General features: G+C 65.6%; 20 protein-coding genes and 1 other RNA gene. 11 read left to right on the forward strand and 10 right to left on the reverse strand.

From position 1 onward, the window contains the following. The first annotated feature begins 192 nt into the window (after positions 1-192). The gene (locus tag RQH86_RS12425) at positions 193-666 is read left to right on the forward strand and encodes a DUF1456 family protein (RefSeq protein ID WP_055853578.1); all 474 of its coding nucleotides are present in this window, start codon (positions 193-195) and stop codon (positions 664-666) included. 444 nt (positions 667-1110) lie between these two features. Then, complete coding sequence (locus RQH86_RS12430) at positions 1111-1461, forward strand: hypothetical protein (RefSeq protein WP_311239429.1); 351 nt, start codon at positions 1111-1113, stop codon at positions 1459-1461. 181 nt (positions 1462-1642) lie between these two features. Here RQH86_RS12430 and RQH86_RS12435 read toward each other — a convergent pair whose 3' ends face one another. Beyond that, complete coding sequence (locus tag RQH86_RS12435) at positions 1643-3760, reverse strand: methyl-accepting chemotaxis protein (protein ID WP_311239430.1); 2118 nt, start codon at positions 3758-3760, stop codon at positions 1643-1645. A 307-nt stretch (positions 3761-4067) separates the two neighbouring features. Between RQH86_RS12435 and hrpB the strand changes: the two genes are divergently transcribed. Both hrpB and RQH86_RS12445 read left to right on the forward strand, forming a co-directional pair. Then, entirely contained in the window at positions 4068-6569 is a 2502-nt protein-coding gene (gene hrpB / locus RQH86_RS12440) for an ATP-dependent helicase HrpB (RefSeq protein WP_311239431.1), read from the forward strand. Positions 6570-6781: 212 nt separating this feature from the next. Then, complete coding sequence (locus RQH86_RS12445) at positions 6782-7213, forward strand: hypothetical protein (protein ID WP_311239432.1); 432 nt, start codon at positions 6782-6784, stop codon at positions 7211-7213. A 400-nt stretch (positions 7214-7613) separates the two neighbouring features. Here the strand turns inward: RQH86_RS12445 and RQH86_RS12450 are convergent, their stop codons facing one another. Together RQH86_RS12450 and RQH86_RS12455 are read right to left on the reverse strand one after the other, a co-directional pair. Continuing rightward, a complete protein-coding gene (locus RQH86_RS12450) occupies positions 7614-8189 on the reverse strand; it encodes a pseudouridine synthase (RefSeq protein WP_311239433.1) in 576 nt (191 codons plus the stop codon). 325 nt (positions 8190-8514) lie between these two features. Further along, positions 8515-9369 (reverse strand): methyltransferase, encoded by an 855-nt coding sequence (locus RQH86_RS12455; protein ID WP_311239434.1) that lies wholly within the window; start codon positions 9367-9369, stop codon positions 8515-8517. A 233-nt stretch (positions 9370-9602) separates the two neighbouring features. On the opposite strand from RQH86_RS12455, the gene RQH86_RS12460 reads away from it, so the two are divergent. From RQH86_RS12460 to RQH86_RS12480, 5 genes are all read left to right on the forward strand, one after another. Then, positions 9603-10571 (forward strand): aldo/keto reductase, encoded by a 969-nt coding sequence (locus RQH86_RS12460; protein WP_115515022.1) that lies wholly within the window; start codon positions 9603-9605, stop codon positions 10569-10571. 105 nt (positions 10572-10676) lie between these two features. Next, the gene (locus RQH86_RS12465; RefSeq protein ID WP_311239435.1) at positions 10677-11705 is read left to right on the forward strand and encodes an NADP-dependent oxidoreductase; all 1029 of its coding nucleotides are present in this window, start codon (positions 10677-10679) and stop codon (positions 11703-11705) included. A gap of 61 nt (positions 11706-11766) precedes the next feature. Continuing rightward, positions 11767-12570, forward strand: coding sequence for a 2,5-didehydrogluconate reductase DkgB (gene dkgB / locus RQH86_RS12470; RefSeq protein WP_055853595.1), 804 nt, complete (start codon positions 11767-11769; stop codon positions 12568-12570). Between the two features lie 89 nt (positions 12571-12659). Next, positions 12660-12734, forward strand: a non-coding RNA gene (locus RQH86_RS12475) — sX9 sRNA. 121 nt (positions 12735-12855) lie between these two features. Next, positions 12856-13158 carry a hypothetical protein gene (locus RQH86_RS12480; RefSeq protein WP_055853597.1) on the forward strand — a complete coding sequence of 101 codons (303 nt, stop codon included), beginning with the start codon at positions 12856-12858 and terminating at the stop codon, positions 13156-13158. Between the two features lie 382 nt (positions 13159-13540). Here RQH86_RS12480 and RQH86_RS12485 read toward each other — a convergent pair whose 3' ends face one another. Beyond that, on the reverse strand, positions 13541-13957 hold the full coding sequence (locus RQH86_RS12485; protein WP_055853599.1) for a hypothetical protein: 417 nt from the start codon (positions 13955-13957) through the stop codon (positions 13541-13543). 219 nt (positions 13958-14176) lie between these two features. On the opposite strand from RQH86_RS12485, the gene RQH86_RS12490 reads away from it, so the two are divergent. Then, positions 14177-14977 carry a DUF2884 family protein gene (locus RQH86_RS12490; protein ID WP_311239436.1) on the forward strand — a complete coding sequence of 267 codons (801 nt, stop codon included), beginning with the start codon at positions 14177-14179 and terminating at the stop codon, positions 14975-14977. 417 nt (positions 14978-15394) lie between these two features. Here RQH86_RS12490 and RQH86_RS12495 read toward each other — a convergent pair whose 3' ends face one another. The 5 genes from RQH86_RS12495 to RQH86_RS12515 form a co-directional block, all read right to left on the reverse strand. Beyond that, the gene (locus RQH86_RS12495; RefSeq protein ID WP_311239437.1) at positions 15395-16426 is read right to left on the reverse strand and encodes an alpha/beta hydrolase; all 1032 of its coding nucleotides are present in this window, start codon (positions 16424-16426) and stop codon (positions 15395-15397) included. A 19-nt stretch (positions 16427-16445) separates the two neighbouring features. Then, a complete protein-coding gene (locus RQH86_RS12500) occupies positions 16446-16874 on the reverse strand; it encodes an organic hydroperoxide resistance protein (protein WP_055853607.1) in 429 nt (142 codons plus the stop codon). Positions 16875-16973: 99 nt separating this feature from the next. Then, positions 16974-17435, reverse strand: coding sequence for a MarR family transcriptional regulator (locus RQH86_RS12505; RefSeq protein WP_311239438.1), 462 nt, complete (start codon positions 17433-17435; stop codon positions 16974-16976). A 466-nt stretch (positions 17436-17901) separates the two neighbouring features. After that, positions 17902-18996 (reverse strand): cell division protein ZapE, encoded by a 1095-nt coding sequence (gene zapE / locus RQH86_RS12510; protein WP_055853613.1) that lies wholly within the window; start codon positions 18994-18996, stop codon positions 17902-17904. Positions 18997-19074: 78 nt separating this feature from the next. Continuing rightward, positions 19075-19737, reverse strand: coding sequence for an alpha/beta hydrolase (locus tag RQH86_RS12515; protein ID WP_115552900.1), 663 nt, complete (start codon positions 19735-19737; stop codon positions 19075-19077). Positions 19738-19803: 66 nt separating this feature from the next. Here RQH86_RS12515 and RQH86_RS12520 point away from each other — a divergent pair, with 66 nt between their 5' ends. Beyond that, on the forward strand, positions 19804-20685 hold the full coding sequence (locus RQH86_RS12520; RefSeq protein ID WP_311239439.1) for an EamA/RhaT family transporter: 882 nt from the start codon (positions 19804-19806) through the stop codon (positions 20683-20685). Positions 20686-20759: 74 nt separating this feature from the next. Here RQH86_RS12520 and RQH86_RS12525 read toward each other — a convergent pair whose 3' ends face one another. Beyond that, complete coding sequence (locus tag RQH86_RS12525) at positions 20760-22085, reverse strand: GTP-binding protein (protein ID WP_311239440.1); 1326 nt, start codon at positions 22083-22085, stop codon at positions 20760-20762. Between the last annotated feature and the right edge of the window lie 36 nt (positions 22086-22121).

Below are 22121 nucleotides of genomic sequence, written 5' to 3' on the forward strand. Positions count from 1 at the left end.
CGCTCGACCTGCAACTCCCGCGCACCGGCCGCATGCACCCGACAGCGGCTCACGACGGCTGCCCACAACGCCTTGTCAGCCGCTTCCGGGCGGCTTCAGATCGGTAACGGATCGGCGCGACACACGCCGCATTCCACCCCGGCCCCGTAGAATGACGCCTTTCCGGCGACAGGCCGGGGCCCCGGAATTGTCATGATCCACAACGATGTACTGCGCAGCATCCGCTACATGCTCGACCTCAGCGACGACAAGGTGGTGGAAATCACTCACCTGGCCGACCCCGAGTTCGCGCTCGACAAGCCGCAGGTACAGGCCTGGCTGAAGAAGGAAGACGAGCCAGGTTTCGAGCCCTGCACCGATGCGATGCTGGCGCGCTTTCTCGATGGCCTGGTGCTGCGCTTCCGCGGCCGCGACGAAAGTCAGCCGGCCCGCCCGCTGGAAACCCGCGTCGGCAACAACCTGGTGCTGAAAAAGCTGCGCGTGGCCTTCGAACTGAAGGACGTGGACATGCACGCCATCTTCGCTGGCGCCGGCTTCCCCCTGTCCAAGCCGGAACTGTCGGCCCTGTTCCGCCAGCCCGGCCACAAGAACTTCCGCCCTTGCGGCGACCAACTGCTGCGCGCCTTCCTCAAAGGCCTCACCGCCCGGGTGCGCGAAGCGGGTTAAGTGTGCCTAGCGCACTGCCCGACGGATCCCGATCCGTACGGGCGTGCCGCAGCGCAGCGGCATCGCGGCTTGCACAGCTGACGCATGTAGATAACGCAAACCCAACATCGCGATCACTACGCTTCAAAAGTGACCACACGGATGTGACGCATGGGGAGTGCACCAGGATTGCGTGCCGCGTCACGTTGGCACGAGTCAGCATCGGCATTGCTCGCTGTGTTCGTGCTGCACGTGATGTTTGCCGTTTGGCTCATACACCTATCCCCTGACCGAATGCCACGGCAGCGCGACATCACCGCCACGCGCATCACCCTCACGTTCATCGCACGTGACCCGTCGCCAGCACCCACCCCGCCTGTCCTGATGCGGCAACCAGCCACCAGGGCACCGACGCGCACGAACACGCGTCTCATCGCGACTGCGCAACAGCCCATCGGACCCTCATTGGCGACGCCCTCGCCCCTGACTCCCGGCACGGCAGCGGCCGGCACGCCCGGCTTGAACCTGCAGGTGCACGACACCACGCCAGTAATCGCCGCACGCAGCCAGCGCCTGCTCACGCCGCCGGATGCCTTGCCAGTGGACACCACGCGCTTCAACCAGGCCTGGGCACCGGATGGTGGCGAAGTGCAGCAGACCTGGGCCTTCCGCTCCGGCGTAGCGCGCGCGGCTTTATCGATGACCGGGGCCTTACGCCAGCCCTGCAACCAGCGCGAGCGCGATCAACGCCTGGAAAAATGCTTCGGCAGGCAATACCAGGGCGATGTGGAACCGCCCGTGTCGCCCGGCCGCTGAAACAGGCGACGCACCTGCGAAGATCCATCGCCGCTGCCGCGCCATGATGCAACCCACACCACCTAGCGAGCCGTGGTCAGGCGGCAACGCGCGGCGCGCAGAAGCCGGCGTGCAGGCCCTTCTTGCCGGCACCGCAAACCCACCGCGCACCTGTCGGCGACGCAGCGGCTGCGCGCCGCGCTCACGCAGCCGCCACCAAGCGCGGCTTGCGTGCATCCAGGCGGAACACCGACACCGCTTCGCTCAGCTCCACTGCCTGTTCTTCCATCGCACGTGCGGCGGCCGAGGCTTCTTCCACCAACGCTGCATTGCGCTGGGTGGTTTCGTCCATGTCGTTGACGGTGCGCGCCACCTGTTCGATGCCCGACGATTGCTCGCGCGAGGCAGCAGAGATCTCGGCGATCAGCGTGGTGACCTGCTGCACCGATTGCACGATGTCCTGCATCGTGCGTCCGGCCTGATCCACGCGTGCGCTCCCGCGCGCCACGCTCTCCACCGATGCATCGATCAACTGCTTGACCTCCTTGGCGGCACCGGCCGAGCGCTGCGCCAGCGCTCGCACTTCGGAGGCCACCACCGCAAAGCCGCGGCCCTGTTCGCCGGCGCGCGCGGCTTCCACCGCCGCGTTCAACGCCAGGATATTGGTCTGGAACGCGATGCCGTCGATGACGCTGATGATCTCGGCGATCTTCTTCGACGACACTTCGATCTCGCCCATGGTATCGACCACGCTGGCGACCATCTCGCCGCCACGGCCGGCGATGTCGGCAGCGGCCTGCGCACCACGGCTGGCCTGCTGCGCGGTGTCGGAGTTCTGCCGCACGGTCGAGGTGAGTTCTTCCATCGAGGCGGCGGTTTCTTCCAGATTCGCGGCCTGTTGTTCGGTGCGTTGCGCCAGATCGCTGTTGCCGGCGGCAATTTCTGCCGAGGCGGTGCGGATGGTCTGCGCGGCCAGCGTGATATCGCCAACGATATCGGTGAGGCGTTGCACGGTGGCGTTGGCATCGTCGCGCATCCGCGCGAACACGCCCTGCTGGTTACCGCGCATGCGCGCGGTCAGATCGCCATCGGCAATCGCCTTAAGCAGCTGCGACAACTCGCCCAGATTCTGGTCCACGTTCTGCATCAGGCCATTGAGGCCCTCGACCATGCCGCGGAATTCGAACTTATAGGCAGCGGCATTGCCGCGGGTCGCAAAGTCGCCGGCCGCAGCCGCTTCCACCAGGCCGCGAATTTCGCCATTGATGGCGGCCAGGTTGCGCTTGGTGGTGTCCATCGCATCGGTGATCTGCGCCTTTTCGCCCGGCAGGCGCGGCATGTCCACCGACATGTCGCCCACCGCGTAATGCTGCATCACCTGCAGCATGGTGCCGATCAGGCCCACCTGCGCGCCGATCAGTCCGTTGGTGTCATCGACCATGCGGCCGTAAGCGCCGGGAAACGCCTGCGCGTCCATACGGTAGCTCATCTGCCCGGCTTCGTGGCGCTGCGCCATGTCCGCCTGCGCGCTGGAGACATCGGTAAGCGTGTTGACCACCTGCCCCATTGCCTGGCCGAGCAGGCCGATTTCATCGCGGTTGCTGACCGCAGCGCGCGCGGACAGATCGCCGGCCGCCACCAGGCGTGCCGCACGCGCGACGTTTTCGATGGGCCGCACGATCGAGCGTCGAATCCACCACCCCAACACCACCACCAGACATAACGCCGCGGCAATGGTGGCCAGCGCCGAATACACCAGCATGTGCTGCGCCGATTGCGAACTTGCCAGCACGGCCGCATCGGCCAACGCCTTGCTGCGCGCGACCAACGCCTCCAATGTCTGGCTGGGCGCACGGTCCTTGCCCTTGACCAGCTGGTCGCCCACCTGGGTGTCGTAACCGGACTCGGCAAACTTGCCCAACGCCGCTTCGTAGCTGACCTGCAGTTCAAGATGCGCCTTGGCAAAGTCCTGCGCCAACGTGCGCGCCTGCGGATCGGCCAGCGCGCCTGCCAGTGAGGTGACCGTGCCCTGCACGTTCTTGCCCTTGTCGCGGAAGGCAGTCAGATGTTTTTCGAGCTGTGCAGGGTCGCGGCCCCGGATCAGCACGTTCTTCCACTCCTGCACCTGCAGGCGGAAATCGCGGGTGAGTTCTTCGCTAGCCGAAGCCTGTGCCACTTCCACCGGCACCTTGCCGGACAGACTCAACCAGGCAGAGCCCAGACCGCCAAGTGCGCACAACAGGATGATCGACAGACCAAGCGCAAGGGCGCCCAGCAGCTTGCTTTGCAGACTGACAAAACGCGGGGACGGGGTGGACATGGTCAATCCAGTGACGGGTTCAACCGGGTTATCGACGCCGGCCATGCACTCTGAAGCATGCAAGCCTCCTGCATTTGCACTCGTCAGATCCGCCGCGCGGCAACCGAGCGGACGCTGCCGGAGCGGCTAAGTGGCGCACATCTTTGTGCACGCAGGCTCTTGGCCCGCAGCACGTCGCCGGGCAGCAAGCGCTGGCGGCAAGCCCAAGCAGTTGCGTTGCCGACAGGCCATACGCCATTCCCTGACAGGCTTCACCTCGATCCCCGACCATCGCACCGGCGCGAGCAGGCCCGTATCCTTGCCGCGCATGACCGAACCTGCATTCCCCATCGCCGCACTGCTACCGCAGATCCGCGACAGCCTTGCCGCCCACCCGCGTCTGGTGCTCGAAGCCCCGCCCGGTGCCGGCAAGACCACCCAGGTGCCGCTGGCGTTACTGGATGCGCCGTGGCTGGCCGGCCGCAGCATCGTGATGCTGGAACCGCGCCGGGTGGCCGCGCGTAGCGCTGCGCTGTTCATGGCGCGCCAGTTGGGCGAGCCGGTCGGCGAAACGGTGGGCTACCGCATCCGCTTCGAAAACAAGACCTCTGCGCGCACCCGGATCGAAGTGGTCACCGAAGGCATCCTGACCCGGATGATCCAGGACGACCCGATGCTGGAACGCGTGGGCGCGCTGCTGTTCGACGAATTCCACGAACGCCATCTGGCCGGCGACCTCGGCCTGGCATTGGCGCTGGACGTGCAGGCACAGGTGCGTGACGACCTGCGCATCGTGGCGATGTCGGCCACGTTGGATGGCGAGCGGCTGGCCGGCTTTCTGGATGCGCCGCGCCTGAGCAGCGCCGGACGCAGTTTTCCGGTGGAGATCGCACATTTCCCCGCGCGCCGCGACGAAGCGCTGGAACCACAGACGCGGCGCGCAGTGGAGCATGCCCTGCTCAACCATCCCGGCGATGTGCTGGTGTTTTTGCCCGGCCAACGCGAGATCGCGCGCGTGCAAGGCGCCTTGCAGGACGCACTGGACCCGGCCATCCAGGTATTGCCGCTGCACGGCGAGTTGTCGGTGGACGCGCAAAGTCAGGTGCTGCAGCCGGATGCGCAGGGCCGCCGCCGCGTGGTGCTGGCCACCAACGTGGCAGAGTCCTCGGTGACCTTGCCCGGCGTGCGCGCGGTGATCGACAGCGGCCAGGCCCGCGAGCCGCACTACGACCCCAACAGCGGCTTTTCGCGGCTGGATGTAGCCACCATTTCGCAGGCGTCGGCCGACCAGCGCGCCGGCCGTGCCGGACGCGTGGCCAGCGGCTGGGCGTACCGGCTGTGGCCGCAATCGCAGCGCCTGGAACCGCAACGGCGCGCCGAGATCACCCAGGTGGAACTGGCCGGCCTGGCACTGGAACTGGCCGCCTGGGGCAGCGATGCGCTGCGCTTTGTCGATGCCCCGCCCACCGGCGCGCTGGCGGCCGCGCGCGAATTGCTGCAACGGCTGGGCGCGCTCAGCGACAGCGGCGGCATCACCGCGCTGGGCCGCCGCATGCTGGCGCTGGGCACGCATCCGCGTCTGGCCGCGATGCTGGCGCAGGCCGGCGCTGCATCGCGCCTGGCATTGGCCTGCGACCTGGCCGCGTTGTTGGAAGCGCGCGACCCGCTGCGGCAGGGCGGCGATGGATTGGCCGCACGCTGGCGCGCGTTGGCGGCATTTCGCCAGGGCCGCAACGCGCCCGATGCCAACCGCGGCGGCCTGGCCGCGATCGACAGTGCCGCCAAACAATGGCGCCGCCGACTACGCTGCGACACTGCCCCACCCAGCAGCGTGGAGGCGCACGCGCTGGGCGACCTGCTCGCGCATGCCTTCCCCGACCGCATCGCCGCACGCCACCCGACCGACCCGTTGCGCTATCTGCTCGCCAACGGCCGCAGCGCGCGTCTGTTCGACCACAGCGACCTGCGCGGCGAACCGTGGCTGGTCGCCAGCGAGCTGCGCTACGAAGCCAAGGACGCCCTGCTGCTGCGCGCCGCTCCGGTCGACGAGGCGTATCTGCGCCGCAGCCTGCCCGAGCGTTTCGTGCAGCAGGACGTGGTGCAGTGGGACGCCGACAAACGCGCCTTGGTCGCGCGCCGGCAATCCAGCTTCGACCGCATCGTGCTCGACAGCCGCCCCGCCGGCCGCGTCGATCCCGCGCAGGCCGCTGGCGCCCTGACCGAGGCGGTGCGCCAGCTCGGCCTGGACGCCCTGCCCTGGACCGAGACCCTGCAGCAATGGCGCGCGCGCGTGTTGTCGCTGCGGGTGTGGATGCCCGAGCTGGAGCTGCCCGATCTCTCCGATACCGCACTGCTCGCCTCGTTGGACCGTTGGCTGCGCCCGGCCTTCGCCGGCAAGACCCGGCTCGACGCGCTGGATGAGTCCAGCCTGGGCGAGGCGCTCAAGGCCGCCCTACCGTGGGAACGCCGCCAGGCCATCGACCGCCACGCTCCCACCCGCATCAGCGTGCCGTCGGGCATGGAACGCCAGATCAGCTACGCACTCGACCACACCCAGCAACCGCTGCCGCCGGTGCTGGCGGTCAAACTGCAGGAACTGTTCGGCCTGGCCGAAACCCCGCGCATTGCCGATGGCCGCATCCCGCTGACCCTGCACCTGCTGTCGCCCGGCGGCCGCCCACTGCAGGTCACGCAGGATCTGAAAAGCTTCTGGGCCAACACCTATCCGGACGTCAAAAAAGAAATGAAGGGCCGGTATCCCAGACACCCATGGCCAGACGACCCCTGGACAGCCGCCGCAACCCATCGCGCAAAACCGCGCGGCACCTGACCCACTTTGCTGTAGCCCCTCGCCCGCCGGGAGAGCGGTTGGGGTGCGGGGACGGCCGCGCATTGATCGTGCAATGCGATGCGGCATCTCTTTTGCACGCAGGCAACAACGCTTTTTAACCGTTAGCCAAACGGCGCTTACTGCCGCTAACGCCGCCTATACGCCATTGGCCACAGACTGCAGGCCACGTACTCGGAAAGGAAACGCCTTCAATGAGCAAGCTGACTGTGATCACCGAACGCGCCCTGGAGCGTGCCCTGGAACTGGCCGGCACCGCCGGCGACCAACTGCGTCATGCCGCATCTACTGCGGGCGACCAGGCACGTAGCGCCGGCAGCAGCCTGCGTCATTTCGGTCCGGGTGCCAGCGAATGGCTGAAGACCGGCGTGGCCCTGGGCGCAGTGCGCAGCGGCGGCAAGGCGGCCAGCAAGCTGGTCAAGCGCAACCCGGCCATCACCGTGGCAGCGGCCGTCGCCGGCCTCGGCCTGATCGGCTATGCGGTGTATCGCAAGCGCCAGCGCGATCAGCAGGTGCTGAGTGGCAATGTGCATCGTCTGGATCGCGAACACGCCAGCAATGCCAACGCACGTCGCGCCGCCTACCAGCGCCGCGCTGCAGTGACCCCGAGCGACGGCGTCGAATAAGACATCGAGTCCGCCGAACAGGCGGATTGCACTGCATGACACAACGCCACGGCCTCGCGCCGTGGCGTTGTCGTTTGTGGGCAGGCATTTCATAGCGCTGTGTGGCGCTCAGCCGCATAGCAACCCACTACGTTGCCTGATCGCTATGCCGCTTTAGAGCAGCTAAGAAAACGACTGCGCCCATCGTCAGGCGGGCGCGGCCTGTGCTCGGTGCTCGGTGCAGCACGGAATACCCGTACACGTACACGCCGGATCCGAGTGCGGCATCCACACCCACGTAAGAGCTGCTCGCTACGTGTCGTCAGCCGCTCGTTGAAAGACGCATGCAATCGCCGCAGTTCGATCGCATCACTGGCGATTGCAGCCATCGCACCATCGAGGTGATCGCAACACCCCAGCGCTATCTGCGCGACCCACGCCCCTGTCGCGGGCCAGGCGTGTCATCCACACGCCACTGGCCAGGCGCGAGCGCATCCAGTCTCCAGTCGCCGATCGCCACCCGCACCAGACGCAAGGTAGGCAGACCGACCGATGCGGTCATCCGACGCACCTGACGGTTGCGGCCTTCGCTGATCTGCAGTTCCAGCCAGGCATCGGGCACGGTCTTGCGCACACGCACCGGCGGATTGCGCGGCCACAGCTCCGGCGCGGGGTCGAGCGTGCGCACCGCTGCCGGCCGGGTCGGGCCGTCGTTGAGCAGCACGCCATCGCGCAAGGCCTGCAGCTGTGCGTCCTGGGGCTCGCCTTCCACCTGCACCCAGTACGTTTTGGGCTGTTTGTGCCGTGGGTCGGTGAGCCGATGCGCCAGTGCGCCATCGTCGGTGAGCAACAACAGCCCTTCGCTGTCGTGATCCAGGCGGCCCGCCGCGTACACGTCCGGCGGCAGGCCGAACTCGGCCAGCGTGCGCTTGGGCGGCTGCGAGCGGTCGCTGAATTGCGACAGCACGCCATAGGGTTTGTTCAACAGCACCAACATGGACAGACCTGTTGCAGGACAGCGCTGCGCGCAGCGATCGCCGCGCGTGGCTGTATGACATAAGCAGGATGCGCGCAGCCAGCAGTGCTATCGCTGGCATGCGCCATTGCAGGGAAAGAACAGGTATCTCAGGTGTGCACATCGACCATGATCAGCGGCAACGGTTTGCCGCGCATCAGGGACCGGATTCTGAAAAACGCGCAAGACATTTGCGTTGCGTTCTTGCGCAGCCGGTCATGCACACATAACCGCAAGCCACAGACAGCCGTTATGCGCAGCAACCACTGCATGCCGGCCGCATCTGCGCCGGCATGCAGACACGTGCTTACTGTTTGACGAACTTCAAGGTCATGCGGTCGCTCTCGCCGATGGCCTTGTACTTGGCATCGTCGGCCTTGTCGTGGCTGTTGCTCGGCGGCAACGTCCACACGCCACCCGGGTAATCCTTGGTATCGCGCGGATTGGCGTTGAGCTCGCTTTTGCCTGCCAGCTTGAAGCCCGCCGCTTCGGCCATCGCAATCACCTGCGCCTGACCGACATAGCCGCTCTTGTCGTCGGCCGGCACATCGGTCTTGGCGCGGTGCTCGACCACGCCCAGCACGCCGCCGGGCTTGAGCACTTTGTAGAAGCCGGCGAACATCGCCTCGGCACTGCCGGCCATGCGCCAGTTGTGCACGTTACGGAAGGTCAGCACCAGGTCGGCCGAGTTGTCCACGCCGAACGACGGCGACTTGGGCACATACGACACGAACGACGGCTTGCCATACACCTCGGGCTTGGCCTTGAACTTCTTTTCCAGCTCGTCGCGCGCACGCTGAGCGTAATCGCGGTTACGGCCTTCGGATGCCGACGCCGGGTCGACCACCGCTGCCACGTACTTGCCCTTCTCGCGCAAGTAAGGCGACAGGATTTCCGAATACCAGCCGCCGCCGGGCGTGATCTCGATAACGGTCTGGGTCGGCTTGATACCGAAGAACGCCAGCGTCTGGCCCGGGTGACGGTACTGATCGCGCTGCACGTACACACGGTCGCGCCAGTTGCCATTGATGGCCGCCTGCAACGCGGCATCGGGCGCCGGCAGGCTCGCGCTGTCGGTCGGCTTCATGGCCATCGCCAGGGGCGCACTCATCGCCACCATGACACTCATCACACACGCACAGGCCAGCTTGTTGCGGATCATCGCAGCGCCCTCTTCCGGGTAAAAGTAGCGCGAGCCTAGCACGCGGCCCGGGGCCTGCCATGTGCCCGAATCGCAATGCTAAGCGGTGGTTCGCATCGCCGTGCATCCGCGAGATGTTCATATCCTGTGAGCCGATGCACACGATCGGCGGAACGCTGAATCCACATCGATGTCACACGCATGATCGGTGTGCATGACTATCCTGTCGGCAGTTCGCATCAGGAGCTTCCACGATGACTCACCCCCGCGCACTGGGCCGCTCCGGCCTGCAGGTTCAACCGATCGTCTTCGGCGGCAATGTGTTCGGCTGGAGCGCCGATGAGGCGACCTCGTTCGCCTTGCTGGATGCATTCGTCGATGCCGGCTTCAATCTGATCGACACCGCCGATGCGTATTCGGGCTGGGTGCCGGGCAATCGCGGCGGCGAATCGGAAACCATCATCGGGCGTTGGCTTGCACGCAGCGGCAAGCGCGACAAGGTGCTGATCGCGACCAAGGTCGCCAAGTGGAGCGAGCATCCCGGCCTGTCGCCGGAGAACATCGCAGCGGCGGTGGAAGATTCGCTGACGCGTCTGCAGACCGATGTGATCGACCTGTACCAGGCGCACGAAGACGATGAGTCGATTCCGCTGGAAGCCACGCTGGCCGCGTTCGGCCGCTTGATCGAACAAGGCAAAGTGCGCGCGATCGGCGCGTCCAATTACAGCGCGTCGCGCCTGCGCGATGCGCTGGATATCTCCGAGCAATACACGCTGCCGCGCTACGAAAGCCTGCAGCCCGAATACAACCTCTACGACCGCGCCGGCTATGAAGCCGAGCTGGAACCGCTGGTGCGCGAGCGCGAGCTGGGCGTGATCAGTTACTACTCGTTGGCCAGCGGCTTTCTGACCGGCAAGTACCGCAGCAATGAGGATGCCGGCAAGAGCAGCGCGCGTGGCGCCTCGGTGGTCAAGCAATACGTCAACCCGCGTGGCCTGCGCATTCTGCAGGCGCTGGACGACCTGGCCGCGACCCACAACGCCACGCCGGCACAGATCGCTTTGGCCTGGTTGATCGCACGCCCCGGCCTCACCGCGCCGATCGTCAGCGCCACCAGCGTGACCCAGCTGCACGATGTGCTGGCTGCGGCGCAGCTGTCGCTGAGCGCCGAGCAGATTGCGCAACTGGATGGCGCAAGCGCGCCGGAACCGGCTGCAGCGTAACGCCGCAACAGCGCAGCATCGGCCTGTTCATTCACTCGCACGGCGACTTCTGTCGCTGTGTTCCCTCGGCCGCGCACGCGCGGCTCCCCTGCGAGGATCTTCCGCATGACATCGATCACCAACCGCCGCATCGTGCTGGCATCGCGCCCGCACGGCGAACCCAACGCAGACAACTTCCGCATCGAAGAAGTCGCCCTGCCGCCCACCGGACACGACCAGATTCTGGTGCGCAACCGCTTCCTGTCGCTCGACCCCTACATGCGTGGCCGCATGGACGATGGCCCGTCGTATGCGGCGCCCGTGGCCATTGATGCGGTGATGGAAGGCGGCACCATCGGCGAAGTCGTCGAGTCGCATCATGCCGACTATCAGCCCGGCGATCTGCTGGTGCTCTCCGGCGGTTGGCAGACCTATAGCCTGCTCACCCCGACAACGCCGCTGCGCAAACTGCCCAAGGACGACAGCCTGCCGCTGAGCACCGCGCTAGGCGTCTACGGCATGCCCGGCTTTACCGCCTACGCCGGCCTGCACGAGATCGGCAAGCCGCAGCCCGGCGAAACGCTGGTGGTGGCCGCCGCCAGTGGGCCGGTCGGCGCCACCGTGGCGCAGTTGGCGCGCCTGCAAGGCTTGCGCGTGGTGGGCATTGCCGGTGGCGCAGAAAAAGTGCGCTACCTGCGTGAGTCGTTGCAGGTGGATGTGGCGCTGGACCATCGCGCTGACGACTTTGCTGCGCAGTTGCGCGCCGCCACGCCCGACGGCATCGATATCTATTTCGAAAATGTCGGCGGCAAGGTGTTCGATGCGGTGCTGCCGCAACTCAACGACTTTGCGCGCATTCCGGTGTGCGGCGTGATCGCGACGTACAACAGCCGTGGGCAGGCACTGCCTGGACCCGATCGCCTGCCGGACTTCATGGGCCATGTGCTGCGCAAGCGACTGACCGTGCGCGGTTTCATCCAGCACGATTTCATCCGCCTGATGCCGGCATTTCTGCGCGAAATGGGCCAGTGGCTGCGCGAAGAGCGCATCCAGTATCGCGAGCATGTGCTGCATGGCCTGGATGCCGCACCGCAGGGGCTGATCAGCCTGTTGCGCGGCGAAAACTTCGGCAAAGCAGTCGTCGCACTCGACTGATCAATGCGCAGCGCTCTACCGGTTCTTACGATTGCCTATTCCCAATTCCCAAAGGAACACAATGACTGTCCCCGCATTCGGCCTCGGCACCTTCCGTCTCAAAGATCAGGTCGTTATCGACTCGGTGCGCAACGCGTTGGCGTTGGGCTATCGCGCCGTCGATACCGCACAGATCTACGACAACGAAGCGCAGGTTGGCCAGGCGATCACCGCTTCCGGCGTGCCGCGCGACCAACTGTATGTGACCACTAAAATCTGGGTCGACAAGTTCGGCCGCGATGCGCTGCTGCCGAGTCTGCAGGAGAGCCTGCGCAAACTCGGCACCGAGTATGTCGACCTCACCCTGATCCATTGGCCGTCGCCGAAGGATCAGGTACCGATGCGCGAATATCTGGAAGCCTTAGCGGACGCCAAGCAGCAGGGCCTGACGCGTGCGATTGGCGTGTCCAACTTCACCATTGCCCTGGTCAAGCAGGCGATCGAGATCCTGGGCGCCGAGGCGATTGCCACCAACCAGATCGAGGTGCATCCGTACCTGCAAAATCGCGCGTTGATTGCATTCCTGCGCGAACAGGGGATCCACGTGACGTCCTACATGACGCTGGCGGTGGGCGAGGTGCTGAAGGATCCGGCAATCCTGGCCATTGCCGCGCGCCACGACGCCACCCCGGCCCAAGTCACGCTGGCCTGGGCACTGCAGCAGGGATATTCGGTGATTCCGTCATCGACCAAGCGGGCGAATCTGGAAAGCAATCTCAAGGCGCAGGACCTGCGCCTGAGCGAGCAGGACATGGGCGAAATCGCCGCACTCGACCGCGGGCAGCGGCTGGCCAACCCGCACGCCATCGCGCCCGACTGGGACTGATGGTGCACCTGCGCCTGCAGCGGGCTGAGAGCGGCTGACCAAACGACTGCGCTCACCACCAGGCGGGCGCAGTCAGTACGCGGTGTGGCATGGACCACTCAGATACTCCGGTTCTGAGTGCGCCGCCCACACCCATCTGACGACTACTCGCTACGGTGTTAGCCGTGCTTGGCGCTGCATGTATCGACAGCGGTGGCGACCGCTCGTCGTCGCGGGCTGGTGAGCCGCCACCGGCGCTGCTACGGTGCCCGCACAGGGGGGTAGCCCGGTCACGGAGTCCTACCCATGCACAGCGCAGCCGTTCTGACCCGCAACACCGTCAATGTCGACGCAGAAATCGCCTACTGGCGCGATGTCCATGCCGAAGGGCACCTGGGCGGTTACGCGTTTGCCGATTACGCCCGCCTGCTGATGCTGGGCTACGACATCTACCTGGCGTATCCGCGCGCCACCGAAGCGCAGCTGTACCGGGTACTGCAGGATGCCTACTACCAGGACCAACCGCTGCTGTCGGTACCGTGGGACCAGGCGCGCTGGATCGTGCGCCATGCCTGGCAGCATCTGCAGGATGCAAGCGTGCGGCACTGAAGGCGACTGAGCTTCGGCACAACGCGAGCATTTTGCAGGATGGACGGCAGCGTAGTTCGATCAAGAAGCGCGTGCTGCGTGTTGTGCTGCGCGCCCTATGCTCGCGATGACTGCACACCGCCACGTTGTTTGAGTTGGAAAGGGATATCTTTCGCGAACCGCATCAAATCAGGTCGGGCCGTAAGCGCGAATCAGCCGCCGTTTTAAGCGCGCTGACGCTACAAACATCGAACACACGCTGGCGCGATAAGGCAGCTGGCAACACAAATTGCCTGCACCACACGACGCCCTAAACGCGCGGCATGGCGAGCGCTCTACTTCGCGACGTCATCACCCCGGTAACAGCTGGCCGCGCGGCAGCGCGCGGCATCGTGGGCAGCAATCAGTTCAACTGACCCATCGCCATCGCCTGCCGATCGATACGGTGCTTTTCGGCCAGCGCCTGCATGCCTTGCAGCGTCGAGGCGATCAGGCTGGCGTAACGCAGACGCCACAGGTTGGCGCGGTCGTCGTCGTCCTGTGTGCTGCCCAGCCCATCCAGCACCTGCGGCAGGCGGCGGTCTGCCAAGGCGGACGCGGCCAGATAAGGCTTCGGCGGTGCGATCACATCCACCGGCGCGCGCCAGTCGTTGGCGACGTGGCGGGCAATGCCGGCCAGGTGCGACAACTGATGCATGCCGATCAGGGTTTCGTGCAGCATCTCGCGGCACGCCCATTGCCACAGCGCCACCTTTTCCGATGGGTCCTGGGCGATTTCGGTCAGCGCCAGGTCAACCTTTTCGATACGTGTGTCGAGCATTGCGGAGCTCCGATGCTGCTATGCAACATAATTCACACCATACGCCGTGAGAATCAAGTGAGCCAGTCGTTTGGATACCGTCAGCGCACCGATGCTCGACCCGGTTCACGCTTTACGACGACCGCCGGTCGGAGCGGCACGGCCGGCACCCTGACTTCCTGCCCATGCAGCCCAAGCGCCGCTGCGTGATGCTGCAGTCCCCCGCCAGCGGTCACTCCCATGCGCCTTGCCGTCCTTGTGCCGCTGCTTGTGTTGGCAACCTGCGCTGCGCAGGCCGAGACCGCCAAGCCGCAGCTGTCCTCGCGGCAATGCGAGGTCAGCACCTCCTACGACGTACTGGCCGATAGCGGCGGCATCTGGCTGCGTCGCAAGCAGGGCGCGCCACGCGAGATTTTCTTCCACGGTGGCGAGCTCAACGTGGACCGCCAGGCGCAACCGGTCAGCGCAGCCGATGCGCAACGACTGCGCGAACTCGAACAACGCACCCGCGCGCTGATGCCGGCGGTGACCTCCATCGCCCACTCGGTGGTCGACATCACCTTCGATGCGCTTGGCGGTGTGGTGCATGTGCTGTCCGGAAGCGCACGTCAGCAACGCAAGGTCGAGCAATTGCGCACCGGCGCGCTGGCGCAGGTGGATGGCAGCCTGGGGCGTGGGCGCTGGGAGCAGCAACTGTTCGACGAGCGTTTCGAGGCCAGCGTCGAGGACGCGGCCGAGGATCTGGCCGGCAGCCTCACCCGCAGCGTGATGTGGACGGTGATGACTGGCCGTGCCGGGCAGCTGGAACGCCGTGGCGCGGAGCTGGATGCACGGCTGGAGCAAACCATGCAGCAGCGCAACCAGGTGCTGGAGACACAGGCGCAGGCGGTGTGCGTGCATGCGCAGGCGCTGTATGCGATCCAGCAGGCGTTGGAATACCGCTTCCAGGGCGAACAGTTGCAGATGCTGGAACTCAACACGCCCGTGCAGAAGGACGACGCGCCGGTGTCTGCCAGCGTGGTTGCCACCGCGGCGCATTGAACGCGTCGCCCGCGTGCTGGATTTGCTAGTCCAACACCATTGTCTGATCCGCCGTGTCTTCTTCGGAAGAGCCACGCGCTAGCGGAAAGGCGCGTGGCGATCGACCGCGTTTGACCCATTGCTGCCTGGCGCAGCAGCCAGTTGCGTCACGTATCCGACACCGCCTGCCGCTGTTCCAGCTCCAGCACGGCTCACAAAACGACGCACACACATACGCCCGATGCGGCCGCACCGGGCGTATCTGCTATGGCAATCCACACTCACACGTTGGCACCGAGCAGCGGACACACACCTCCATCCGGCGCACCGTGAAGTGACCGCGGCAGTTCGCTTAAAGGGTGTGCACCACTCGTACTTTCTGCTGCCGAACGCGCCGTCAACAGGGGCTGACGAACACCGACCGGTCAACGGCCGCGGTTACTTGGCCAGATGCTGCTGCAACTCATCGCCCGCCTGACGGATGGCGGTGCGCACTGCCGGCACCTCGCTGAGCGCGTTGAGCAGGCCGTAATCGTGAATCAAGCCGTTGTAGCGGGTCACGGTGACATCGACACCGGCCTGGTCCAGCTCGCGGCCGTAGGCTTCGCCTTCGTCGCGCAACACATCCAGCTCGGCGGTCTGGATCAAGGTCGGCGGCAAGCCCTTGAGCTGCTCCACGCTGGCCTGCAACGGCGCGGCATAGATCTCGCGGCGCTGCTTCGGGTCGGTGGTGTAGCTGTCCCAGAACCAACGCATCATGTTGCGGCTGAGGAAATAGCCCTGCTGATACTGCTGGTAGGAGCCGTTGTCGAACGCGGCATCGGTCACCGGCCACAGCAGCACCTGGTAGCGCAGTGCCGGCGTGCCGGCCGCCTTGGCCTGCAAGGCCACCGAGGTCGCCATGTTGCCACCCACGCTGTTGCCGACCACCGCCAGGCGCGTGCCGTCCACGCCAAGCTCGGCGCCGTGCTCGGCGACCCACTTGGTGGCCGCATAGGCCTGGTGGATGGCGACCGGATAACGCGCTTCCGGCGACGGGCTGTAGTCCACGTACACCGCAGCCGCGCCCGAGGCGCGCGCCAGATCGCGGATCAGCCGCTCATGGGTGGGGAAATCTCCCAATACCCAGCCGCCGCCGTGGAAGAACATGAATACCGGCAAGGTCTTGCCGGCGCTGCCCGGCGGCTTGACCACCACCAGGCCGAGCGGCTTGCCGTCGACGGTGATGGTCTTGCGGGTGACCTCGGCGGCCGGCAGCGTGGCGCCGGCCTGCGCGTCCACCAGTATCTTGCGGGCCTGCTGCGGGGTGAGCTGCTCCATCGGCTTGCCGCCGGAGGAGTTGAGCGCGTCCAGAAAGGCCTGGACCTTGGGTGAGGCGGCCGGTGCGCTGGAATCGGTCGGCGCGGCAAGCGCGCCGCCGATTGCCGACGCCAACGTGCCAACCAACAGCAACGATGCGTAGGGTTTCATGGGGATGTCCGGGGTGGGATCAGGCCAACGTCAGGGTGACGTCGATGTTGCCGCGGGTGGCATTGGAGTACGGGCAGACCTGGTGGGCCTTGTCGACCAACGCCTGCAGTTCGGCCTTGTCCATGCCCGGCACGGCGACGCGCAGTTCGACCGCGATGCCGAAGCCGCCCGGAATCTGACCAATGCCCACGCTGCTGTCGATGCTGACTTCGCCCGGCAGCTTGAGCTTGTCCTGCGCGGCCACGGCCTTCATCGCACCGATGAAGCAGGCCGCGTAACCGGCAGCGAACAGCTGCTCCGGGTTGGTGCCGTCGCCGCCAGCGCCGCCGAGTTCGCGCGGGGTGGACAGCTTGGCGTCCAGTGCATTGTCCGAAGACACGGCACGGCCTTCGCGGCCGCCGGTGGCAGTGGCGTGGGCGGTGTAGAGGATCTTTTCGGGTGAGGCCATGGTGGTTCTCCTGAGTGAGCGCAGTGCGCGTTGAATAAATTGTTAGCGATTAAATAGCGTGCTACTTAGTGGATGTGGCGAGTGGATGCGATGACCAACTTATCCCGCACCCAGGCTGGAGCGTAGCTTTTCCAGTTCCTGCTTGAGTTGACGCAGTTCGTCCAACGAGCAGGCCGAGGCGCAAAACACCTGCTCCGGCACGCGACCGGCCTTGCTGCGCAGCGCGCGCCCGGCATCGGTCAGTGCAATGATGACCTGGCGCTCGTCGCTGATGGCGCGCGTACGGGTGACCAGGCCCGCGCTCTGCAGCCGCTTGAGCAGCGGCGTCAGCGTGGCCGAATCCAGATACAGCCGCTCGCCGATTTCAGACACGCTGCGGCTATCGGTCTCCCACAGCACCAGCATCACCAGGTACTGCGGATAGGTCAGATCCAGATCCTTCAACAGACCGCGGTAGAGCTTGTGCATCGCCAGGTTGGCCGAATACAGCGCGAAGCACAGCTGGTTATCCAGTTGCAACAAGGCGTTGGTGCGGTCGTTGGTGGCAGTGACGGTGTCCATGGGCTGCAATTTACATAGTGCACTATTTAATTGCAAGCGATTTTTTGTGCGTTTGTCATGGACTGCTGCGGCCATGTCGCCGGGAGTCCATCGGCCCCTACCGGAGCTATCGGTATCGGTATCGGTATCGGTATCGGCAGGCTAGGTCTTGGCATCGCTCGACGCGATGTTGTCGCGTTGGTTTTGCGGAGGGAGGCGACCTTGCACAACGCAGCCCGGCGGTCGCCGTCGCCTCGCCGTTTGATCGCTGCAAACACCGTCGCTGCCATGCCATCGGCCAGCACGGGACTGGGCAGGAACAGGTCGGTCAGCATGACGCTCGGGAGCATCGGCTGGCGGGTCGACGGGGCGCTAGCCAACAACGGCATCTCGTTCAACCACGCGCCGCCGCCAAACTGGCGCTACCCGTACTCTTCTTCGACGGCGCCGATCTTGTAGCGCCCCGGCGCAGGACGCGCGTGCGCGCTCACGCCCGATGCGCAGTCGCCAGATACTCCGCGCTCTGCATTTCGATCAAACGCGAGGCAGTACGTTCGAAGGCGCCGGCCAGGCGTTGGCCGCTGTACAACGCTGGCGGTGCATCCTGCGCGGTGCAGACCAGATTGACGTGACGGTCGTAGAGTTCGTCGATCAGGTTGACGAAGCGCCGCGCGGCATCCTCGTTCATGCGATCGAAATGCGGAATGCCACCGAGCAACACGGTGGTGAATTCGCATGCGATCTCGATGTAATCGGCCGGACCGCGCGGGCCTTCGCACAGCGCAGCAAAATCGAACCAGGCGATGCTCTTGCCGCGCGCGCGCACCGCGATCTTGCGCGCTTCGATTTCGATATTGCCGCCGCGTGCCTCGGCATTGCCGCTCAATTCGCTCCAGCGCTGCAGCAGCCAGTCATCGGCCTGCGCATCCAGCGGCGCGCGATACACCGGCGAGCGCGTCAACGCACGCATGCGGTAATCCTCGGTGCCTTCAGCATAGAGCTCGACGCAGAATTTCTGCAGCAGCCCGATCGCCGGCATGAAGCTGTCGCGCTGCAAGCCGTTGGCGTAGAGGTTGGCCGGCGCGGTGTTGGAGGTGGTCACCAGGGTCACGCCTTCGGCGAACAGGCGCTCCAGCAGGCGCGCCAGCAACATCGCATCGCCGATGTCGGTGACGAAGAATTCGTCCAGCACTAGCACACGCAGATTTTCGCGCCATTGCTGGGCGATCTTGGCCAACGGATCGCTTTGCCCGGCGTGTTCGCGCAACTGCTCGTGCACGCCGCGCATGAAGCGGTGGAAGTGCGTGCGGTACTTCTGTTTGATCGGCAAGCCGTCGTAGAACAGATCGACCAGGAAGGTCTTGCCACGCCCAACGCCACCCCAGAAATACAGGCCGCGCACCGGCTCGGGCTTTTTCCAGAACGCCGACAGCCGATCCAGCCAGCCGTCCTGCGCGCTGTCCACCAAGGCCTCGTGGATACGGTCCAGTTCCGCCAGCGCCGCCTGCTGCGCAGGATCGGCGCGCCAGTCGCCGCGTTGTACGCCGGCGGCGTAGCGCTGCGACGGGGTCATCTCACTCATTGTGTTCTCCGCGGGCCGGCTGCTGCCCTGCCCGCTCAACGGCGCATCGCCAGGCGATACGCGTGGTCCATGCCGCGGTCAGACAGCGGCCGGCAACCAGCGCCGGACACCATGCTGGATCGCACCGCGTAGGTCGATCAATTTGCGGTGGAAGAAGTGGCTGGTGTCGGGCATGCGCACCAACTCGGGCTGCTGCTCCAGCGTGTCCAGCCAGGCGTACACCGCTTGCGGGTCGACGATTTCGTCGGCATCGCCCTGGATCACCAGCCACTGCTCCGGCGGCTGCATGTCGCTGAAATCCCAGCGCCCGGCCGGTGGTGCGATCGAGATCAGCACCTGCGGCGCGAGCGCACCGGCAGCCCGCAACGACACATACGCACCGAAGCTGAAACCGCCCAGCCAGAGCGTGTCGCCCGGCCGCTGCGCGCGCACCCAATCGGCGACCGCGCGCAGATCGTCCTGCTCGCCGTCGCCATGATCGAAGCTGCCGGCCGAGGTCCCCACGCTGCGAAAATTGAAACGCACCACGGTGATACCGAGCTCGCGCAGCGCGCGCGCGGCCATGGTGACGACCTTGTTGTGCATGCTGCCGCCCTCGGTAGAGAGCGGGTGGCAGAGAATGGCCGTGAGCGGTTGCGCGGCAACGTCCGGCTCGGGCAGATCGACCGCGACATCGAGCGGACCGACCGGCCCATCCAGCGTCAACGTGGCGGATTCGGTGGGAAATGGGGGATTGGACATGCCTGCATAATAGCCGCCCCGCCGGCCGCGTTCATCGCCCTGCCTGCACACTTCGTTGCGTTGCCCATGCATTTTCTGCTGTTTGCCGTTGTCTGCAGCGTGTTGGTGTCGGTGTTGTTGAAGCTGGCACCGCGTCGCGAGATCGACGTGTTTCAGGCCATTACCTGGAATTACGCCACCGCCTGCGTGCTGGCCGTGGCCCTGCTCAACCCCGCATTTTCTAGCCTGAGCGCGGCGACCACGCCGTGGCTGGCACTGCTGGGATTGGCGGTTGCATTGCCAGGTATTTTCCTGGTGCTGGCGCGCTCGGTGCGCGTGGCCGGCATCGTGCGCACCGACGTGGCGCAACGGCTGTCGCTGCTGTTGTCGCTGGCGGCGGCGTTTACCGTCTTCGGCGAGGCGGTCGGGCCCTGGAAGCTGGCAGGGCTGGGCGTCGGATTGCTGGCGATGGTCGGCATCGTGCAGCGCGCGCATGCACCGTCGCCGGTCGAGCCCGCATCTACCACCGGCGCGCAGGCACGTGCGTGGCCCTGGCTGCTGGGCGTATGGGTGGGCTTTGCGCTGATCGATATCCTGCTCAAGACGATTGCGCTTTCGGGCACGACCTCACTCACTGCGCTGACGCTGTGCTTTGCAATCGCGTTCGGGTTACTGCTGTGCGTGCAACTGGTGCGCATGCGCCGCGGCCATCGGCTGCATCCGCGCAGCATGGCCGCCGGGTTGCTGCTGGGCGTGCTCAATTTCGGCAACATCCTGTTTTACGTGCGCGCCCACCAACAGCTGCCGCACAGCCCCGCCACGGTCTTTGCGACGATGAACATCGGGGTGGTGGCGCTCGGTGCGTTGGCCGGTATCGCAGTGTTCGGCGAGCGCACCACGCGCTGGACGCGCGTGGGTCTGGGATTGGCGGTGCTGGCGATTGCGCTGATTGCCTGGGGCTCGCGCTGAGGGGCCAGTTGCCTAGTCACGTCGCGGCTGTCATCCGTACGCCACCGGCGCCCGCATGACAGCGTGCAAAGACTTCAACGCTCCCACTGCGGGAACGGATCCTCCAGCAGTTGCCACTGCGCCGGACCCTGGCGCAGTTCGTGATCGCTGAGCAGACAGGCATCCAGTGCGGCGCGCGTGTGCGTCGTATCCATCTCCACACCGATCACCGCAAGCTCCTGGCGACGATCCCCCCATAACGGGTGCCAGAGCCGCTGCATGGCGGCGTACTCGGTGGCATCGCCCACTTCATGCAGCTGCGGTAGCGGCGCGGTCCAGCATTGGGTCTGCTGCCGCTGCCAACCGATGTCGGTGTACGGCAGCGGCGTGATGCTGGTCTGCAGCCGCTCGCCGATCGATTGCGCATCCACGCGATGGCGTGCGGCAAACCAGAAGCCGGCGGCATTGGTCTGGGTGGCGCCACCCACGCTGGACAACTCGCCCACCCAATCCATGCGGCTGGCCAGCCAGAAAAATCCCTTGCTGCGGATCACCTGCGGCAGCCCGTTGTGCACCATGCGCGCAAACCGCTGCGGGTGAAACGGCCGACGTGCGCGATACACGAAACTGCTGATGCCGTATTCCTCGGTCTCCGGCGTGTGCTCACCGCGCAGTTCCTGCATCCAGCCTGGCGCCAGCTGCGCACGGGTGAAATCGAACCGCTTGGTATCGAGCAGCTGATGCAATGGCACATCCCCGTGGGTCGCATCCACCATCGCCGCCTCGCGATTGAGCGCACGCAGCACCGCGCGCAGACGTTGCAGCTGCGCTGCATCGATACGGTCGCACTTGCTGATCACCAGCACGTCGGCGAACTCGACCTGTTCGCCCAGCAATTGCACCAATCCGCGCGTATCGTCCGGCCCGGCTTGCTGACCCAGTTCGGCCAGCGTCGTGGCCGAACCGAAATCCTCGAGAAAACGGCTGCCGTCCACCACCGTCACCATGGTGTCCAGGCGCGCGATATCCGACAGGCTGAAGCCATCTGCGTCGCGCACTGCAAAGGTCGCCGCGACCGGCATCGGTTCGGCGATGCCGGTCGATTCGATCAGCAGATAGTCATAGCGGCGCTGCTCGGCCAGCCTGCGCACCTCCTGCAGCAGGTCGTCGCGCAGCGTGCAGCAGATGCAGCCGTTGCTGAATTCCACCAGCGTCTCTTCGGTCCGCCGCAATGCCGCGCCGCCGTCGCGCACCAGCTGCGCATCGATATTGATCTCGCTCATGTCGTTGACGATCACCGCCACACGCAGGCCCTCTCGGTTGTGCAGGATGCGGTTGAGCAAGGTGGTCTTGCCGGCACCCAGAAAACCGGACAACACGGTGACGGGAAGACGCGGATCGCGGGTGGGGGACAGGGACATCCGGACAACCTCGGGGGAGTGAAGTGTTACTATATA

The organism is Xanthomonas sp. WCS2018Noco2-27 (genome assembly GCF_031843525.1).
Lineage (GTDB): Bacteria > Pseudomonadota > Gammaproteobacteria > Xanthomonadales > Xanthomonadaceae > Xanthomonas.

Coding starts and splice junctions, on each gene's coding strand:
- RQH86_RS12425 (WP_055853578.1), top strand. CDS start 193: ATGATCCACAACGATGTACTGCGCAGCATCCGCTACATGCTCGACCTC.
- RQH86_RS12435 (WP_311239430.1), bottom strand. CDS start 3,760: ATGTCCACCCCGTCCCCGCGTTTTGTCAGTCTGCAAAGCAAGCTGCTG.
- hrpB (WP_311239431.1), top strand. CDS start 4,068: ATGACCGAACCTGCATTCCCCATCGCCGCACTGCTACCGCAGATCCGC.
- RQH86_RS12445 (WP_311239432.1), top strand. CDS start 6,782: ATGAGCAAGCTGACTGTGATCACCGAACGCGCCCTGGAGCGTGCCCTG.
- RQH86_RS12450 (WP_311239433.1), bottom strand. CDS start 8,189: ATGTTGGTGCTGTTGAACAAACCCTATGGCGTGCTGTCGCAATTCAGC.
- RQH86_RS12455 (WP_311239434.1), bottom strand. CDS start 9,369: ATGATCCGCAACAAGCTGGCCTGTGCGTGTGTGATGAGTGTCATGGTG.
- RQH86_RS12460 (WP_115515022.1), top strand. CDS start 9,603: ATGACTCACCCCCGCGCACTGGGCCGCTCCGGCCTGCAGGTTCAACCG.
- RQH86_RS12465 (WP_311239435.1), top strand. CDS start 10,677: ATGACATCGATCACCAACCGCCGCATCGTGCTGGCATCGCGCCCGCAC.
- dkgB (WP_055853595.1), top strand. CDS start 11,767: ATGACTGTCCCCGCATTCGGCCTCGGCACCTTCCGTCTCAAAGATCAG.
- RQH86_RS12480 (WP_055853597.1), top strand. CDS start 12,856: ATGCACAGCGCAGCCGTTCTGACCCGCAACACCGTCAATGTCGACGCA.
- RQH86_RS12485 (WP_055853599.1), bottom strand. CDS start 13,957: ATGCTCGACACACGTATCGAAAAGGTTGACCTGGCGCTGACCGAAATC.
- RQH86_RS12490 (WP_311239436.1), top strand. CDS start 14,177: ATGCGCCTTGCCGTCCTTGTGCCGCTGCTTGTGTTGGCAACCTGCGCT.
- RQH86_RS12495 (WP_311239437.1), bottom strand. CDS start 16,426: ATGAAACCCTACGCATCGTTGCTGTTGGTTGGCACGTTGGCGTCGGCA.
- RQH86_RS12500 (WP_055853607.1), bottom strand. CDS start 16,874: ATGGCCTCACCCGAAAAGATCCTCTACACCGCCCACGCCACTGCCACC.
- RQH86_RS12505 (WP_311239438.1), bottom strand. CDS start 17,435: ATGGACACCGTCACTGCCACCAACGACCGCACCAACGCCTTGTTGCAA.
- zapE (WP_055853613.1), bottom strand. CDS start 18,996: ATGAGTGAGATGACCCCGTCGCAGCGCTACGCCGCCGGCGTACAACGC.
- RQH86_RS12515 (WP_115552900.1), bottom strand. CDS start 19,737: ATGTCCAATCCCCCATTTCCCACCGAATCCGCCACGTTGACGCTGGAT.
- RQH86_RS12520 (WP_311239439.1), top strand. CDS start 19,804: ATGCATTTTCTGCTGTTTGCCGTTGTCTGCAGCGTGTTGGTGTCGGTG.
- RQH86_RS12525 (WP_311239440.1), bottom strand. CDS start 22,085: ATGTCCCTGTCCCCCACCCGCGATCCGCGTCTTCCCGTCACCGTGTTG.